Genomic DNA, 17,154 nt, shown 5'->3' with positions numbered 1-17,154 from the left:
TGCAAATAAGAACTACGTCTCGCCTTATTGGCGATCCTGGTTTTGTATTTTTACTTCGCTTTTAAAAAGCTATTGCTTTTCAACGCTCTTTAAAAAAACAAAACCACGTTTAAAAATAAACGTGGTTTCTTGCTTGATGTGACCTCGGCAGGATTATCTCCGATTTTCCTTTTGCGCTCGCTTTTGCAAATAAGAAACTACGTCTCGCCTTATGGGCGATCCTGGTTTTATGTTTTTACTTCGCTTTTAAAAAGCTATTGCTTTTCAACGCTTTTTAAAAAAACAAAACCACGTTTAAAAATAAACGTGGTTTCTTGCTTGATGTGACCTCGGCAGGATTATCTCCGATTTTCCTTTTGCGCTCGCTTTTGCAAATAAGAAACTACATCTCGCCTTATGGGCGATCCTGGTTTTATGTTTTTACTTCGCTTTTAAAAAGCTATTGCTTTTCTGCGCTCTTTAAAAAAACAAAACCACGTTTAAATATAAACGTGGTTTCTTGCTTGATGTGACCTCGGCAGGATTCAAACCTGCAACCGCCTGAGCCGTAATCAGGTATTCTATTCAGTTGAACTACGAGGCCTTTTTGCGGGTGCAAAGTTATGCTTATTTTACATTTTCACAAATTTTTTTATAATTATTATTGAGCCTATTATTTTTTAATTTCTTACAGAGCTGGCTACTTGCTTTCTATTTTTCCGTAAAGGAAAATTTTTTAGCTGAAAGAAGAAAAAGCCTTTCAAAAGAATAAATTGGAAATTGCAAATGCATACCTATATACATGTATTGTTGTTTTGTGTTAAATATACCGCGTATGATTTGGGGTAATTAAATATACGCTCAGATTATTTATATTTGTTTTTAAAATAAAAATCCAATGCTAGATTTAGAAAAATATATTCGCGTAGTGCCGGATTTTCCTAAAAAAGGAATTTCCTATAAAGATATTTCGCCACTTTTAATGCATCCGGAAGCGGTAGAATTCTGCGTAGATGAATTTGTGAAAAACTTACCAACAATGCAAATAGACAAAGTAGTTGGTGTAGAGTCCCGCGGTTTCTTTTTTGCTATGCTTTTGGCGCAAAAGCTAAAAGCAGGTTTTGTTCCGGTAAGAAAAAAAGGCAAATTACCTTATAAAGTGTTGCAAGAAGCTTATGATTTGGAATATGGTAACGATTGGTTAGAAATTCACCAAGATGCTATTTTACCAAACGAAAACGTGCTTGTTCACGACGATGTTTTAGCTACCGGCGGCACGGCAAGAGCAGCTTGTAATTTGGTAAAAAGACTGGAAGGAGAGATTGTGCAATGCAATTTTTTGTTGGAGATTAAAGCTTTAAACGGTATCGAGCAGATAAAGCAATATCCAACACAGGTTTTGCTTTCCTATTAGTTTTGTAAAAGTTTTTGATTACCACCCGCGTGTTTGGTTACCCAAGCTTTCCAACCAATAATAATTTTTTGCAGCTTAGTTGCTTCCCACAAATCTAATCCGCGTTTGGTGTAATTAGGTAATACTATTCTATTAACTTTTGCTAAAGTTCTAAAAAAACCTGTTTTAAGTCCCATAGTCTTGTTTTTAACTAAAATACAATAATAGAGGCTAGTGTCTAAATAAAGGACTAGTTTTTAAGAAAATTATAGCAATTTACCGGTAATAAAATTATTTAATGTTCTTACACAATTTATAGCTAACTTAAAATAACAGCAATCTATACTTCCTAAAAGGTATGCCAAATAATTATTTTATCTTAGCCGCAAAAAATAGATGTCTATAATTCTTATAATTGCAGGTTTTGTACTTTTGGTTGTTGGCGGAGAGTTTCTGGTTAGGTCTTCAGTTTCTCTTTCTTTTAAACTAAATATTTCTACTATGGTTATTGGATTAACTGTAGTTTCATTTGCCACTTCTTTACCGGAATTATTAGTGAGTTTGCAAGCTGCTCTTAATGGTGCTTCAGATATTAGTTTGGGAAATGTTATTGGTTCTAATATCGCCAATTTAGGATTGGTGTTGGGGGTAACTGCTATGATTTCCGCGATAAGCATAGACCGTGATTTCTATAAATTCAATTGGCCTGTAATGCTTCTATTTTCGCTTGCCCTCTATTTTTTTCTAAAAAATGATGAGGTTTTAAGTAGGGTAGAAGGGCTTTCTTTACTTGCTATGGTTGTTGTTTATCTAGTAGTTTTATTGCGTAGGGCCAGAAAAAATGACGAAGTAGAAGTAGAAGAAGTCGATACAAATTTGCAGAAAACCTCTTGGTTTAAAATTGTTATTTGGCTTTTAATTGGCGGGGCAGCTTTATATTTTGGCTCAGATTGGTTGGTAGCAGGTTCTATTGATTTGGCTACCAAACTTGGCGTTAGTGAACGGGTAATATCTGTTACTATGGTAGCAGTTGGTACAAGTGTACCAGAATTAGCGGCCTCTGTTATGGCGGCTGTAAAAAAAGAAAAAGCGCTTTCTTTAGGGAATTTAATTGGTTCTAATATCTTTAATATTGCTTCTGTTTTAGGAATTACTTCCTTTATTCTGCCAATTAAAATGCAATCGCAAGAAGTATTAAGCACAGATGTCTGGTGGATGCTTGGTTTTGCTTTGGTACTATTACCACTAGTATTTTTGCCTAAGAAATTTATATTTAGCCGTATCAAAGGATTTTTCTTATTTGCAGCATATTCTATTTTTATAGCGTTAACTGTAATAAATGGGTAAAATTGGAGGGGTGTTAATTTTTTTAAGTGTATTTAAAAACAAATTAACATTAAAATAGAGGGGTGTTCTCAAAAAATTTTACTTTTGTGAACTTAATACAAAAACAATCTGTATGTCAACTTTAAGGTTTTATGCCCTCAAACAATGTTTTAACCGTCAACCGGTAGAAGTCGAAGAATTCGAAAGACGCTCGCAAGTCTTTGCTAAAAATGTTTTTAACGAGCGAGCTATGCGCCAGTACCTTACAAAAGATTCGTATAGTAGCGTTATGGATGCAATTCAATACGGTACAAAAATAAAACGCCGCATTTCAGACCATATTTCAACAGGAATGAAAGAATGGGCAATTTCTAAAGGCGCAACGCATTATACACACTGGTTTCAACCCTTAACCGGAACTTCAGCTGAAAAACATGATGCTTTTTTTGAAACCATTTCAGACGGTCAAGCTATAGAAAAGTTTGGCGGTAGTAGTTTGGTCCAGCAAGAACCAGATGCTTCCAGTTTCCCTAGCGGGGGAATTAGAAACACTTTTGAGGCTCGCGGTTATACAGCTTGGGATCCAACCTCGCCGGCGTTTATATTAGGAACAACCCTTTGTATACCTACAGTTTTTGTTTCCTATACAGGAGAATCTCTAGATTTTAAAGCGCCTTTACTGCGTTCTTTACATGTTTTGGATAAAGCAGCAACAGATGTAGTAAAGTATTTTAATAAAAAAGTAGAAAAAGTGAATGCTACCTTAGGCTGGGAGCAAGAATACTTTTTAATAGATAAAGCATTAGCAGCTTCTAGACCAGACATTACACTTACAGGAAGAGCGCTTTTGGGGCATCCGCCGGCAAAAGGTCAGCAATTAGACGATCATTACTTTGGTGCAATCCCGTCTAGAATTTTAAATTATATGCGCGATCTCGAAAACGAATGTATGCTTTTGGGTATTCCGGTAAAGACAAGACATAACGAGGTAGCACCTAACCAATTTGAGTTGGCTCCAATTTTTGAGGAAGCTAACTTGGCGGTAGATCATAATTTGTTATTGATGGATCTGATGGATAAGGTTGCAGACCGGCACGATTTACGGGTTTTATTTCACGAAAAACCTTTTGCAAGTGTAAACGGAAGCGGCAAACATAATAACTGGTCCTTATCTACAGATGCCGGTACCAATTTACTAAGTCCCGGTTCTACCCCAATGAAGAACTTGCAGTTTTTAACCTTTTTTGTAAATACTATAAAAGCCGTTTGTGATAATGAAGAATTGTTGCGCGCTTCTATAGCAACTGCCTCTAACGATCATCGATTAGGTGCAAACGAAGCTCCACCGGCCATTATATCTGTATTTATAGGCTCGCAGCTTACCAAAGTTTTAGATGAATTGGAAAAAGTAACAGACGGGGAGTTGTCTGCACAAGAAAAAACGGATTTAAAATTAAACGTAGTTGGTAAAATTCCAGAAATCCTACGCGATAACACAGATAGAAACAGAACTTCTCCTTTTGCCTTTACAGGAAATAAATTTGAGTTTCGTGCAGTAGGATCTACAGCCAATTGCGCTAACCCAATGACTGTGTTAAACACAATTATGGCAAAGCAATTACAGGATTTTAAAGCTGCGGTAGATAAGCTTATCAAAAAGAAAAAGATGAAAAAAGATGACGCCATCTTTAACGTCTTGCGCGATTACATTAAAAAATCTAAAAAAATTAGATTTGAAGGCGATGGTTATGGAGAAGCTTGGGAAAAAGAAGCTGAAAAACGCGGCTTAAGTAACAACAGAAATACTCCCGAGGCATTAAAAATTAAAATTGGCGAAAAAGCAGTTAAACTCTACGAAGAAATGGGAGTAATGAACCGCACAGAAATAGAGGCGCGGCACGAGATAGAAGTAGAAGCTTATGCCATGCACATACAAATTGAAGGAAGAGTACTCGGCGATATTGCACGCAACCACGTAATTCCTACAGCAATAAGATATCAAAATATCCTTATTAAAAACGTAAAAGGTCTTAAAGAAATTTACGGCGAAGATTTTAAAACCCACGCTAGTGAACAATTGACTATCATAGCAGATATTTCTAGACATATTGAAAAAATAAACAAAGGCATTACAGATATGATTGAAGAACGTAAAAAGGCTAATAAAATAGAAAATTCAGAAGAAAAAGCCTTTGCTTATTGCAACCAGGTAAAACCTTATTTTGAAGGTATACGCTACCACTGCGATAAGTTAGAGTTACTTATAGATGATGAACTATGGCCGCTAACTAAATTTAGAGAGTTGTTGTTTACTAATTAATTACCTATATAATAAGGTGTATAAAAAAGCCCTGCCAATTTTGGTAGGGCTTTTTATTATGAGATAATCTCAATTAGCGGTAAAATATTTTATACCTAAAAAAATAAACACTACTAGATAAAGAAAAACACTCCTATCTCGACATTATTTTTCTTTACGGAATAGATAAACGGAATTTATTTTAGGATTTGTTGCGTGAAATTTCCTTTTTTCAGATTAAAACCCATTTACTACGTCCTATATCTAATGCGTATATTACGTATCCAATCCGTTGATCGACACGTATTTGCGACTAAGTGAGTAAATATATTAATCTATTGCAGTATAACGAAAATAGATAGGTTTATATCGATAAATTATGAATTTTATTGTTATAGGGTTGATATGTATGTAATTTAGTACCAGTAGAAAAGAATAAAATTTTGAGATAATGACCGCGGAAAATTTCAATTTTATATTCTATGAAATGTGAAAGTTTATAGCCAAGGGTGATTATAGATTATAATCTTCTTTGAAAGTAAAAATAAACAATTAGCAATTAAATGATGTGTGAATAATGCCGTAAGGTTGTCTGTAACCTAGGTAGACTAAAAACAGATTTAGCCAAAGACGGCTTAACCAAAATAATGGATTTTACAATCAATACCAAATACTAATTATTAATAACTAAATTTTTAAATCATGAAAAAAGTAATGTTAAGCGCAGCAGCGCTAATGATTGGAGCGATTGGATTCGCTCAGGTAAGTGGAGCGCCCACAGCTCAGCAAGTTCCCGCACAAGCTGGATCTGCACCAGGAGCTAACACGGGTGAGTCCGTTCAAAACGGAAATGATAACAGAGTTTGGGTTCGTCAGGCAGGTACTAGTCAATCTGTATATACTAACCAAAACGATGGTTCTGGTATGGGAGGTAACTTGGCACGTGTAAAGCAAACTGGTGCTGTAAACCCTAACCCGTCAATTAGTGGTTATTTAAACCTGGCAGATGTTTACCAGTCTGGTTCAGAAAACCAATCTACTACTTGGCAACAGGGAGATGAGAATAATGCAATTACGCGTCAAGGGCAAAATAATGATGCTAGCGCTGGAAACAAAGCGTTAATTCAGCAAGGTAATAACCAGAATGCTGAGAACAACTTTGCTGCTATAGATCAAGATGGCGATGATAACAATGCGTTAACTTTCCAAACTTGGGATAATAATGATGCTTGGACGCGTCAGATGGGTAACGAAAACACTTCTTATATTCGTCAAAAAGCTGGGCCAAACGGTACAGACGGTCATGAGGCCGAAGTAGAGCAAGTTGGTGACGGTAACGAGTCTATTGTTAGACAAGAACTTGGAGCTGGAGCAGGTAATGTAGCAAGAACTTTCCAATCCGGAGACGACAACTACGCACAACAAGACCAAGTTACTGATGCATCTTCAGGAAGTGCTGGTAACTCTGCTATAATTGCACAAGGTAATGTAACTACTGGATATTCTTTTGATCCAATTTGGAGTGACTTACAGTTAGTAGACAACGTAACAAATGGGTCTCAAACTTTAGGTTCTTACGGAGGTATGGCTTTCCAAAACCAAAGCGGTCACGAAAACGAAGCTGATATTCGTCAGTTTGGTGATGATCCTAACAATGCTAACTATGCAGAGCAAAATCAATCTAACTCTGGTAACTCAGGCTTTATAGTACAAAACCTTTACGGTTCTCCAATGGGCGCAGGTAACTATGCTCGTCAAGATCAAAGTGGTACAAATAGTGAAGCTGGTATAGCTCAAAACGGATTTGACCATAAAGCTTACCAAAGACAAATGGGTGATGATAACATCGCGCTTTCTACACAAAGAGGTCATGATAATATCGTGAACACTTACCAAGATGGTGATAGTAACCGTGCCACAACAGCTCAAAGAGGAGAGTGTAACCAAATATTGTTAGTACAACGTGGTGGTCATAGCTACAATGTAGAGCAAAACCTTCCAGGTGGTATGCCAGTAGGAATGCCTAATGGTGGTAACGTAGCTGATATCCTTCAGTTAGGTCCAGGTGGAGACTTTGATTTAGATGCTATAGACTGTGAACTTCCTGATATGAATGTACCAGAAAACCCACAAACACCAGGAGATTTCACTATCGATCAACCTTGTGTAGGATGTTAAGATGCCCTTAACTAAATACATAAGATTAAAGAATTGAAAAATTCTAAATAATTTCACAAAAGAGGAGGGCTCATATTATTGATGCCCTCCTTATTTTAAAAAATATATGCTTGTTTTAATAAAAAATTAATATATTTACTATTATGAAAAATTTAACATACATAGTTTTGTCTATTTTTCTTTTTGTGGGTTCGCACAGTTTTTCGCAAACCTATAAAGAAGAGAAAACAGAAGGGCAAAAAACCGGAGAGGCTCAAGCAGCCACGCCCGAGTTGTTCCAGGCTATAGGTATTGATAATAGTGTTAATCCTAAGAACGCTACTTTAACCAATAATGCTGTATTTGTTAGACAGATAGGTGAAGGTAATCAAGCGGCTATTAGTGCAGAAACCAACGCTAGTGAGATTAACCTTATTCAAAACGGGAATCAAAACGGCGCTAATTTAGATTATACAGCTAATACCATATATACCAATATACTTCAGAATGGAGATTATAATATTGTAAAAGATTTTGTTTACGACCGTAATGTAGACGCCTCACTCGAATTAAGACAAGAAGGAGGTAATTATTTTGAGCGTTTTGGAACAAATGAAATAACGAAATCTTTAAAATTTAAACAAACACAAAATTCGCCGGATATTATTATACGAAGTTATAAATAATAGATTTTTATTTTGAAACTAAACAACTACTTTAAATTAACTTGTCTACTCTTTGCTTTAATGTCAATGCATACACTTCATGCTCAATATTTTAATAAAGAAGTTAAAGCCGAGATACTGGTAGAGAAGAATAGCGAGTTTACAACTTTTAAAGCTTCAGCAGAAAATTTGACTCCTTCTGATTATCCATTGCAATATGATTTTATGGTATTTAAGGAAGATGTAAAAGGCAACGTTTCAAAAAGTAGTCAAGCCAATGATTTTTTTATAAAAGGCAATCAGAAAATACTCTTGGCTCAGGTAAATATAAATTTTAATGAAGATGCAAAAATAATTTTAGCACTGCTTCTTTATGATAAAGATGGGAAACCTATTGGTAAAGATAGATTGGTTTTAGAAGAAGGTGGTAAAACAGAAATTGATCCGCAGCGCGAACAACCGGCTGCCAACTCTCCAGATCAAGCTAAGCCGCAGGACGGTTTTGTAATTAACGGCTTGATAATTGAAAACACATTAACAAAAGCTGGTAGAGATTTCCACCGATATTTTTACTCAGAATACTATAATAGAGGAATTATATCTGCTAAAAATATTACGATAGATGAAGCGCCAGGACGCGGCAGAACAACAAGAATTAGTGTAAAAGTTGGCGATGATTTGGTATGGCAATTTTTCTCCCAACCTAGAAAAGAATTTTTAAAGCAAATGGCACAAACGGCTTTAAGCAGAGCTATAGCTCATTTGCAACGTTTGCAACAACAAAATCAACAAATTACAAGATATTGAATATAAATCCTATGAAATATTTAATCTTTTTAACTTTTATTTTTTTTAGTTGCGCTTTAAGTGCACAACAACTAACGTATAAGCCAATAAACCCGGCATTTGGAGGAGAAACATTTAACTACCAATGGATGCTAAGTTCTGCCAATGCGCAAAATGGGTTTACTGCTCCTGGAGCGAGCCGTCAAGAACAGTCTGAATTAGAGCGATTTGGAGAGTCTTTAAATAGTCAGATTCTAAGTCAAATATCTCGACGTTTGTTGCAGCAGCAAATAGAAGGAATAGGAGATTTAACACAACCAGGCACCTTTAGTTTCGGAAGTTTAGCAATAGAAGTTTTTGAATCTAATGAAGGCTTGATAATTAATATTCTTGATACTTCAAACGGAGAGCAGACGCAGGTAATAGTTCCTAATTAACCATACTTAACTACTTATGATAAAAAGAATTCAATTGGTTTTAATAACCAGCCTTCTAATTTTGCTAAATTCTTGTGGCGCTTATTTTAACCAACCATTACAACAAACCCCTTCTCGGGTTGGAGAATTTTCAAAATCTACACAAAATTTATTAGACTTGCCAGAGGCTGCAGATCGTGTAGAAGTAGCAGTGTATAATTTTAGTGATCAAACAGGGCAATATAAGCCAGTTGAAAACGGAAGCACGTTTAGCACCGCGGTAACGCAAGGTGCCACTACAATTTTAATAAAAGCTTTGGAAGATTCGGGTTATTTCTTACCTATCGAAAGAGAAAATCTTAGTAACCTATCTACCGAGCGCAGTATTATACGTAATACAAAACAAGAATATATAAAGAACTTAAACCCTAATGAGCCTCCTTTGCCTCCTTTGCTTTATGCAGGTCTTTTGTTAGAAGGAGGAATAATTTCTTACGATACCAATATAGTTACCGGTGGTATTGGCGCACGATATTTTGGTATTGGTGGGTCTTCAAAATATAGACAAGATCGTATTACAATTTATTTGCGAGCAGTCTCTACCAGTAACGGAGAGATTTTAAAAACTGTATATGTTTCAAAAACAATACTTTCTCAATCGCTAGATGCAAGTTATTTTAGATTTGTTAAGTTTCAGCGTTTATTAGAAGCAGAAACAGGTATTACCAGAAATGAACCTTTGCAAATAGCGGTTAAAGATGCTATTGAAAAAGCTGTTCACGATCTGATTATAGAAGGAATAAAAGAGAGATTTTGGTCAACAAAAGAAGGAGCAGAAACCAATAACGAGTTGGTTGAAACCTACGATAAAGAAAAAGCGCAGGAAGAATCTATAGAGTTATATAACAGAATTTTAAAGAAGCGAACTGCAAAAGATAACTTTACAATATCTGGCGGTACCACTTTATTTGATGGTGATTATACAGAAAAAGAACCTGGTTTTTTAGCTAGGCTAGAGTACCAAAAAAAGATAACTAAAAACTTAGGGTTTGGTCTTTCCAGTTCTATATTTAAGTTAGATAGCGGTAAACAATTTTCGGATATTTTTAGTGATGCTAATTTAAATGCTTATTTTAATATATTGCCAGAAGATGATCTCTCTCCTTATATTTACGCAGGCGGCGGAATGGCTTTTAATGTAGAGCAATCTACAGAACCGGAGACAGATAGTTTTTTCAAAATGCAATATGGCGCAGGTTTAAAATATTACCTTTCGCGACGGTTAGGCTTAAAGCTTTTTGCCGAACATAATATCTCGTTTAGTGATAAATTAGATGGAACTATAAACGGAACAAGAAACGATTTTTACTATAATTTTGGCTTAGGCTTAGATTATTATTTTAATTTTTAGAAGAATACAAACGCAATTCCAAGTACAAGATGAAAACTAAATACTATTATATTTTTTGCATATTTCTGGTTTTTGTAATCTATGGTTGTAATGAAGATACTTTAGATTTAGAACTTACAGGTTCTGTAACAGGAAAAGTGTTGGATGAAGAAACTGGTGAGCCTATTGAGAATGTTAAAATCTCTACAAATCCTGCTTCTACAACAACCATTACAGATGAGAATGGCGAGTTTTCCTTACTCGGTGTTCTTATAGATAATTATTCGGTGCAAGCAGAGCTTGATGGATATAGGACAGGTTTTGAACCGGTAAATGTAGTAGAAGACGGTGTAGCTCAAGTAGTAATCAATTTAGAAAGAAAGGATACAGAAAACAATGCGCCAACACAGCCCCAACTTGTGTTTCCTGAAGATGGTGCAGAAAATATACCACTCGATGTACAATTTATCTGGGAAGCATCCGATCCTGAAGATGATGATATTAATTATACCTTAAAGTTGCGTAATGGAACAACTAGCGAAATGCAAGAATTTGAAATTGTAAACGATACTTTTTTTACGGTAGAAAATTTAAGCTTATCTACTAAATATTTTTGGCAAGTTTCAGCAAAAGATGATAATAGCGAAGTTGTAGAATCAGCTATAAGCGAGTTTAAAACAATTACCGCTCTTGAAAATCCCTTCTTTTTTGTAAAGAAAGAAGACGGTAACAATATAATTTACTCTGGAGATGCTGTAGATTCTACAGAGGAATCAGTAGATGAAAACCTATTTCAAGTAACTAGTGAAAACGCTAATAGTTTTAGACCCAGAAAAAATAATATTGTAGAAAAACTAGCTTTTTTGCGCACAGTAGGTGGAGATGCACAGCTATTTACAATGAACTTAGATGGTACTAATATCACACAAGTTACTACAACAGTACCGGTAGCGGGGTTTAGATTAGAAGAAATAACCTATACTTGGTCTGATGATGGTGCATATTTATACTATCCCTACTTTGATAAATTATACCGTATAAATAACGATGGTAGTAACCGCACTTTAATGTACCAAACAACAAATGGCTCTCTAATCTCTGAAGTAGAAATTCCTGAATTTGACACAGATTTATTACTGCTTAAAACCAATAACTATCAGGGTTACGATGTGCGTATTTTTACTTACAGACTATCAACTAGCTCAGAAGAAACGGTAATTCTTGAGAATATTCAAGGTGCTGCCGGTTCTATAGATATTACAGCAGATGCGAATAGAGTACTCTACTCACGAGATATTTCCCAATCAGAAAATCAAATTTACAGACAATTTAAATCCAGAATGTTTTTATATAATATGGCAACCAATGCAGCCACACAGATAGCAACAGATGTAGTTGAAGGTCAAAATGAATACCATAGTAGGTTTTCTCCTACAGAAGGAGGTGTTGTATTTACTAGGGTAAATAATAATTACGGTGCTACACCCAAAATATTTTCCTTATTATTTAGTGGCGATGTAGAGGATAATGAGCTCTTTACCAATGCTTTTATGCCGAATTGGGAATAATTAGCACATCAATATATTTAAAAAAAGCGTCCTGTTTTTTCAGGACGTTTTTTATTGTCTATTTTTGCAACTTAATAGGTGTCAATTATGAGTAAAGTAAGCAAACGATACGCGCAAAGAGGAGTTTCTGCCGAAAAGACAGATGTGCATAACGCTATAAAAAATGTTGATAAAGGCTTGTATCCCAGAGCCTTTTGTAAAATCGTACCGGATTATCTTACCCAAGACGAAGATTATTGTTTGATAATGCATGCAGATGGCGCGGGTACAAAATCTTCCTTAGCTTATATGTATTGGAAAGAAACCGGAGATGCAAGCGTTTGGAAAGGTATAGCACAAGATGCTTTAGTTATGAATCTTGACGATTTACTTTGCGTTGGCGCAACAGATAATATTATGCTTTCTTCTACCATAGGAAGAAATAAAAATCGTATTCCGGGAGAGGTTATTTCTGCAATCATTAACGGCACAGAAGAATTAATAGCAGATTTAAAAAGTTACGGAATAAATATTTATTCCACAGGAGGAGAAACCGCCGATGTTGGCGATTTAGTGCAGACAATAATTGTAGATTCTACTGTAACAGCTAGAATGAAACGAGAAGATGTAATTGATAACGCCAACATTCAATCTGGAGACGTTATTGTAGGTCTGGCGTCTTTTGGAGAAGCAGTTTACGAAAAAGAATATAATGGCGGGATGGGAAGTAATGGTCTTACTTCTGCCAGGCATGATGTTTTTGACAAGTATTTAAAAGATAAATATCCCGAGAGTTTTGATGCGCAAATACCGGAAAACTTGGTGTATTCGGGTTCGAAAAAATTAACAGATTCTGTAGACGGAGTGGCTTTAGATGCAGGAAAATTAGTTTTATCACCAACCCGAACTTATGCACCCATCATCAAAAAAATATTACAAGAATACACAGCAGATGATATACACGGTATGGTGCATTGTAGTGGAGGTGCTCAAACCAAAATATTGCATTTTATAGACAATTTACACGTAGTTAAGGACAATCTTTTTGAAGTTTCGCCGCTGTTTAAAATGATTCAAAAAGAGAGTAAAACAGAGTGGAAAGAAATGTATCAGGTCTTTAATATGGGACATCGTATGGAGTTGTACGTGCCAGAAGAAGTGGCTTCTAATCTTATAAAAATCTCAAAATCTTTTGGTGTAGACGCACAAATTATTGGTAGGGTAGAAAAAGCCCCCAAGAAAAAGCTTACAATAAAAAGTAATTTGGGAAGTTTTCAATATGAATAATTCACAAATAAATATATAGAGTAGATGCGCTTTATCTTTTTGTTTGCAGCCGTCTTTTTTTTAAAAATTGCTATGGCTCAAGATAGTGACCGCAGAAGCGTTCCGGTTAATGTTATTTCTCCCAAAGACGTAAAAATTTTAGTTCCTACAGGTTCTTTACTTTACTTAGAGCAGGTGGTTAATGAGCCGCCTAAACGTTCTTTATGGAAAAAAACAAATATATTAGGTTTAGATGTTAGCGAAGTTGCCTTTGTAAACTGGAATGCCGGCGGTAGTAATTCTATATCTGCTTTAATGAGCGCAGATATTAAACGCCTTTATCAACGAAAAAATATTAGGTGGAACAATGAATTATTGGCTCGTTATGGCGTAAATAAACAAGAGGGTCAAAACTTTAGAAAAACAGACGATAATATAGAGATTAACTCAACTTTTGGGTATCGCTCAGATTCTGTTTCTAATTGGTACTATTCTGCCAAACTCAATTTTAGCACCCAATTTTCTAACGGTTACAAATACCCAGATACTTCACAAGAAATATCTACTATAATGGCACCTGGTTATTTATTTTTAGGTATTGGGTCTGAGGTAAATTTAGAAGAAGAAAATTTCAATGCCTATCTTTCTCCTTTAACGCTTCGCTCTACCTTTGTGCTTGATCAATATTTAGCAAATCAAGGCGCGTTTGGAGTAGCTCCAGCTGTTTACGACGAAGATGGTAACTTACTTAAAGAAGGAGAAAATATACGTACAGAGGTTGGTATTTTACTCACTAACGAATATGCCATACGTCTTTTCGAAAATATTCGATTAACCAATAAATTGAGTTTGTATACAGATTATCTCAATCATTTTGGAAATATTGATGTAAACTGGGAGCTGCAATTCAATTTTAAAGTAAACGATTATGTTGTGGCTAAGTTAGGTTCGCACCTAAAATATGACGATGATATTAAAGTGCAAGAAGAAAATGCAGAGGGAGAATTGGTAGACATTGGTCCCAAAGTACAATGGAAACAACAATTAGGAATTGGCGTAATAGTAGAACTTTAAAGCTACACAATTTTTTTCAATATATTAATCATAAATTCAATAAACTTGTCAACTTTTTATTGTTGATAAATTTTAATACATTGATAATCAATAATTTAAAATTTAAATCTGCCAACTTTTAAAAATTAAATGTAAAAGTGTTTGTAAATTTAGTATGTTTATCCTTTCTTAAAAAGAGAATAAACTCACCACAAAAATACAAACACTTATGAAAGTTGAAGCCAAATCTGTAGCAAAAACCTACACACAAGAAGAAGCCTTTCAAGCTTCTTTAGATTACTTTAAAGGAGATGATTTAGCAGCACGCGTTTGGGTAAATAAATATGCCTTAAAAGATTCTGAAGGCACTATCTACGAATTAACGCCTAACGATATGCACAAACGTATCGCTAAAGAAATTGCACGGGTAGAACAAAAATACCCAAACTCAATGTCAGAAGAAAAAGTTTTTGACCTCATCAAAGATTTTAAATACATCGTGCCGCAGGGAAGTCCAATGGCCGGGATTGGAAACCCTTACCAAATTGCCTCACTTTCCAACTGTTTTGTAATTGGTAACGGCAGTAAGTCAGATTCTTATGGCGGTATTATGAAAATAGACCAAGAACAAGTGCAATTAATGAAACGTCGCGGCGGTGTGGGCCACGATTTATCGCATATACGTCCAAAAGGCAGCGATGTAAAAAATTCGGCTTTAACCTCTACCGGTATCGTTCCTTTTATGGAGCGTTATTCCAACTCAACAAGAGAAGTGGCGCAAGATGGGCGTCGTGGTGCATTAATGCTTTCAGTTTCTATAAACCATCCTGATGCAGAAGATTTTATAGATGCCAAAATGGAGCAAGGCAAAGTTACCGGTGCCAATGTTTCTGTACGTATAGACGATGCTTTTATGAAAGCGGTAAAAAACGATTCAACTTATACACAGAAATATCCTGTTTTTAGTGAATCGCCAAAAGTTTCGCAAGAGATTAATGCCAACGGCGTGTGGAAAAAAATTGTACACAATGCCTGGAAATCTGCAGAGCCGGGAATTTTATTTTGGGACACGATTATTAAAGAATCTATCCCGGATTGTTATGCAGATTTAGGCTACGAAACCGTTTCTACCAATCCGTGTGGCGAAATTCCGCTTTGCCCTTACGATTCATGTCGTTTATTGGCAATCAATTTATTTTCTTACGTAGAAAATCCCTTTACGGAAGATGCCACCTTCAATTTCGAGCTTTTTAAAGAGCATGCTGCTTACGCACAACGCATAATGGACGATATTATCGATTTGGAATTAGAAAAAATCGATGCCATTTTAGAAAAAATAGAATCCGATCCGGAATCGGTAGAAATTAAAGGCACCGAAATTAACCTATGGAGAAATATTCAGAAAAAAGCTAAAGAAGGTAGAAGAACCGGCATAGGCATTACCGGAGAAGGAGATATGCTGGCAGCACTTGGCATTCAGTACGGTTCTAAAGACGGTAATGATTTTTCTGTAGAAGTACATAAAACTTTGGCTCTTGCAGCTTACCGCGGTTCTGTTTACACTGCCAAAGAACGTGGAGCTTTTGCTATATACGACGCTAAGCGCGAGGAAAACAACCCGTTTATACAACGATTAAAAGAGGCAGACGAAAAATTATACTATGAGATGATGGAGTATGGCCGCAGAAATATTGCTTTGCTTACCATTGCCCCAACCGGTACCACTAGTTTAATGACGCAAACTACTTCTGGTATAGAACCCGTTTTTTTACCAGTTTACAAGCGTAGAAGAAAAGTAAACCCTAACGATAAAGAAGCTCGTGTAGATTTTGTAGACGAGGTAGGTGATTCTTGGGAAGAATATGTGGTTTTTCACCATCGTTTTAAAGAATGGATGAAAGCCAAAGGCCACGACACAGAGAAAAATTATAATCAAGAAGAGCTTGACCAATTAGTAAAAACATCTCCGTATTACAAAGCCACTTCTAACGATGTAGATTGGTTAAGTAAAGTACATATGCAAGGCGCCGTACAAAAATGGGTAGATCATTCTATTAGTGTTACCATCAATTTACCTAACGATGTATCGGAAGATTTAGTTGGCCGTTTATATTTAGAAGCATGGCAATCTGGCTGTAAGGGTGTTACCGTTTATCGTGATGGTTCGCGTTCCGGTGTTTTAATTTCTAATGAAGAGAAAGAGGAAGAGCAAGAAACCCTTACTTCTTTTCCTACCAAACGACCGGATGTATTAACTGCAGACGTTGTGCGTTTTCAAAACAACAAAGAAAAATGGATTGCCTTCCTAGGTACCATAAACAATCAGCCTTACGAAGTTTTTACCGGTCTTGCAGACGATGAAGATGGTATTTTAATACCACGTTGGGTAAGCAAAGGCTTAATTATTAAAAACAGAAATAGCGATGGCAGCTCGCGTTATGATTTTCAGTACGAAAACAAAAGAGGCTATAAAACCACTATAGAAGGACTTTCACATAAATTTGATCCGGAATATTGGAATTACGCCAAATTAATTTCCAGTACCTTGCGTTATGGTATGCCAATAGATAAAATTGTAGATCTAATAAATAGTTTACAATTAGATAGTCAATCTATAAACACCTGGAAAAATGGGGTGGTAAGAGCCTTAAAACGCTATGTAGAAGATGGCACGCAAGCCAAAGGCAGATGCCAGAACTGCAACTCAGACAATTTGGTATATCAAGAAGGTTGCCTAACTTGTACCGATTGCGGCTCCTCAAAATGCGGATAAACTTTTTATTAAAGCAGCTAAAACCAAACCAACCAAAAGAGTCGTCTAGAATATAGGCGGCTTTTTTTCTTTACGGAAAACATCTGGTTTGCTGAAAAGAGTTT

At 35.8% G+C, this 17,154-nt stretch carries 13 protein-coding genes and 1 tRNA gene; 12 read left to right on the top strand and 2 right to left on the bottom strand.

Features of this window, described 5'->3' with window-relative positions; genetic code table 11:
- Positions 1–509: 509 nt before the first annotated feature.
- Positions 510–583 (bottom strand) — tRNA-Arg (locus FKR84_RS07980).
- A gap of 294 nt (positions 584–877) precedes the next feature.
- On the opposite strand from FKR84_RS07980, the gene FKR84_RS07975 reads away from it, so the two are divergent.
- Complete coding sequence (locus tag FKR84_RS07975; RefSeq protein WP_141421765.1) at positions 878–1,393, top strand: adenine phosphoribosyltransferase; 516 nt, start codon at positions 878–880, stop codon at positions 1,391–1,393.
- Here the strand turns inward: FKR84_RS07975 and FKR84_RS07970 are convergent.
- Positions 1,390–1,569, bottom strand: coding sequence for an SsrA-binding protein (locus FKR84_RS07970; RefSeq protein ID WP_141421764.1), 180 nt, complete (start codon positions 1,567–1,569; stop codon positions 1,390–1,392). The genes FKR84_RS07975 and FKR84_RS07970 overlap by 4 nt on opposite strands.
- A gap of 199 nt (positions 1,570–1,768) precedes the next feature.
- Between FKR84_RS07970 and FKR84_RS07965 the strand changes: the two genes are divergently transcribed.
- The 11 genes from FKR84_RS07965 (at position 1,769) to FKR84_RS07915 (ending at position 17,050) form a co-directional block, all read left to right on the top strand.
- Entirely contained in the window at positions 1,769–2,719 is a 951-nt protein-coding gene (locus tag FKR84_RS07965) for a calcium/sodium antiporter (RefSeq protein ID WP_141421763.1), read from the top strand.
- A gap of 112 nt (positions 2,720–2,831) precedes the next feature.
- Entirely contained in the window at positions 2,832–5,018 is a 2,187-nt protein-coding gene (locus FKR84_RS07960; protein WP_141421762.1) for a glutamine synthetase III family protein, read from the top strand.
- Positions 5,019–5,921: 903 nt separating this feature from the next.
- Positions 5,922–7,175 carry a curlin gene (locus FKR84_RS07955; RefSeq protein WP_233357711.1) on the top strand — a complete coding sequence of 418 codons (1,254 nt, stop codon included), beginning with the start codon at positions 5,922–5,924 and terminating at the stop codon, positions 7,173–7,175.
- A 143-nt stretch (positions 7,176–7,318) separates the two neighbouring features.
- Positions 7,319–7,840 carry a hypothetical protein gene (locus FKR84_RS07950; protein ID WP_141421760.1) on the top strand — a complete coding sequence of 174 codons (522 nt, stop codon included), beginning with the start codon at positions 7,319–7,321 and terminating at the stop codon, positions 7,838–7,840.
- A 12-nt stretch (positions 7,841–7,852) separates the two neighbouring features.
- Complete coding sequence (locus tag FKR84_RS07945) at positions 7,853–8,626, top strand: CsgE family curli-type amyloid fiber assembly protein (RefSeq protein WP_141421759.1); 774 nt, start codon at positions 7,853–7,855, stop codon at positions 8,624–8,626.
- A gap of 11 nt (positions 8,627–8,637) precedes the next feature.
- A complete protein-coding gene (locus tag FKR84_RS07940; protein ID WP_141421758.1) occupies positions 8,638–9,042 on the top strand; it encodes a curli production assembly/transport component CsgF in 405 nt (134 codons plus the stop codon).
- Positions 9,043–9,058: 16 nt separating this feature from the next.
- Positions 9,059–10,432: a CsgG/HfaB family protein gene (locus tag FKR84_RS07935; RefSeq protein WP_141421757.1), complete on the top strand. Its 1,374-nt coding sequence runs from the start codon at positions 9,059–9,061 to the stop codon at positions 10,430–10,432.
- 29 nt (positions 10,433–10,461) lie between these two features.
- Positions 10,462–11,979: a carboxypeptidase regulatory-like domain-containing protein gene (locus tag FKR84_RS07930; RefSeq protein ID WP_141421756.1), complete on the top strand. Its 1,518-nt coding sequence runs from the start codon at positions 10,462–10,464 to the stop codon at positions 11,977–11,979.
- A gap of 84 nt (positions 11,980–12,063) precedes the next feature.
- A complete protein-coding gene (locus FKR84_RS07925) occupies positions 12,064–13,245 on the top strand; it encodes an AIR synthase related protein (protein ID WP_141421792.1) in 1,182 nt (393 codons plus the stop codon).
- Positions 13,246–13,317: 72 nt separating this feature from the next.
- Positions 13,318–14,298, top strand: coding sequence for a DUF3078 domain-containing protein (locus tag FKR84_RS07920; RefSeq protein WP_141421755.1), 981 nt, complete (start codon positions 13,318–13,320; stop codon positions 14,296–14,298).
- A gap of 208 nt (positions 14,299–14,506) precedes the next feature.
- The gene (locus tag FKR84_RS07915) at positions 14,507–17,050 is read left to right on the top strand and encodes an adenosylcobalamin-dependent ribonucleoside-diphosphate reductase (protein WP_141421754.1); all 2,544 of its coding nucleotides are present in this window, start codon (positions 14,507–14,509) and stop codon (positions 17,048–17,050) included.
- Positions 17,051–17,154: the final 104 nt, after the last annotated feature.

Source organism: Haloflavibacter putidus, assembly GCF_006546625.1.
In the GTDB taxonomy this organism is placed as follows: domain Bacteria; phylum Bacteroidota; class Bacteroidia; order Flavobacteriales; family Flavobacteriaceae; genus Mesonia; species Mesonia putida.
Note: the sequence above shows the minus strand (reverse complement) of the source record. Positions and strands in the feature narration are given on the sequence as shown.

What these genes read in the sequence shown, in the direction of transcription:
- FKR84_RS07950 (WP_141421760.1), top strand. Translation starts at nt 7,319, where the DNA reads ATGAAAAATTTAACATACATAGTTTTGTCTATTTTTCTTTTTGTGGGT.
- FKR84_RS07930 (WP_141421756.1), top strand. Translation starts at nt 10,462, where the DNA reads ATGAAAACTAAATACTATTATATTTTTTGCATATTTCTGGTTTTTGTA.
- FKR84_RS07935 (WP_141421757.1), top strand. Translation starts at nt 9,059, where the DNA reads ATGATAAAAAGAATTCAATTGGTTTTAATAACCAGCCTTCTAATTTTG.
- FKR84_RS07955 (WP_233357711.1), top strand. Translation starts at nt 5,922, where the DNA reads ATGGGAGGTAACTTGGCACGTGTAAAGCAAACTGGTGCTGTAAACCCT.
- FKR84_RS07940 (WP_141421758.1), top strand. Translation starts at nt 8,638, where the DNA reads ATGAAATATTTAATCTTTTTAACTTTTATTTTTTTTAGTTGCGCTTTA.
- FKR84_RS07970 (WP_141421764.1), bottom strand. Translation starts at nt 1,569, where the DNA reads ATGGGACTTAAAACAGGTTTTTTTAGAACTTTAGCAAAAGTTAATAGA.
- FKR84_RS07920 (WP_141421755.1), top strand. Translation starts at nt 13,318, where the DNA reads ATGGCTCAAGATAGTGACCGCAGAAGCGTTCCGGTTAATGTTATTTCT.
- FKR84_RS07975 (WP_141421765.1), top strand. Translation starts at nt 878, where the DNA reads ATGCTAGATTTAGAAAAATATATTCGCGTAGTGCCGGATTTTCCTAAA.
- FKR84_RS07915 (WP_141421754.1), top strand. Translation starts at nt 14,507, where the DNA reads ATGAAAGTTGAAGCCAAATCTGTAGCAAAAACCTACACACAAGAAGAA.
- FKR84_RS07960 (WP_141421762.1), top strand. Translation starts at nt 2,832, where the DNA reads ATGTCAACTTTAAGGTTTTATGCCCTCAAACAATGTTTTAACCGTCAA.
- FKR84_RS07965 (WP_141421763.1), top strand. Translation starts at nt 1,769, where the DNA reads ATGTCTATAATTCTTATAATTGCAGGTTTTGTACTTTTGGTTGTTGGC.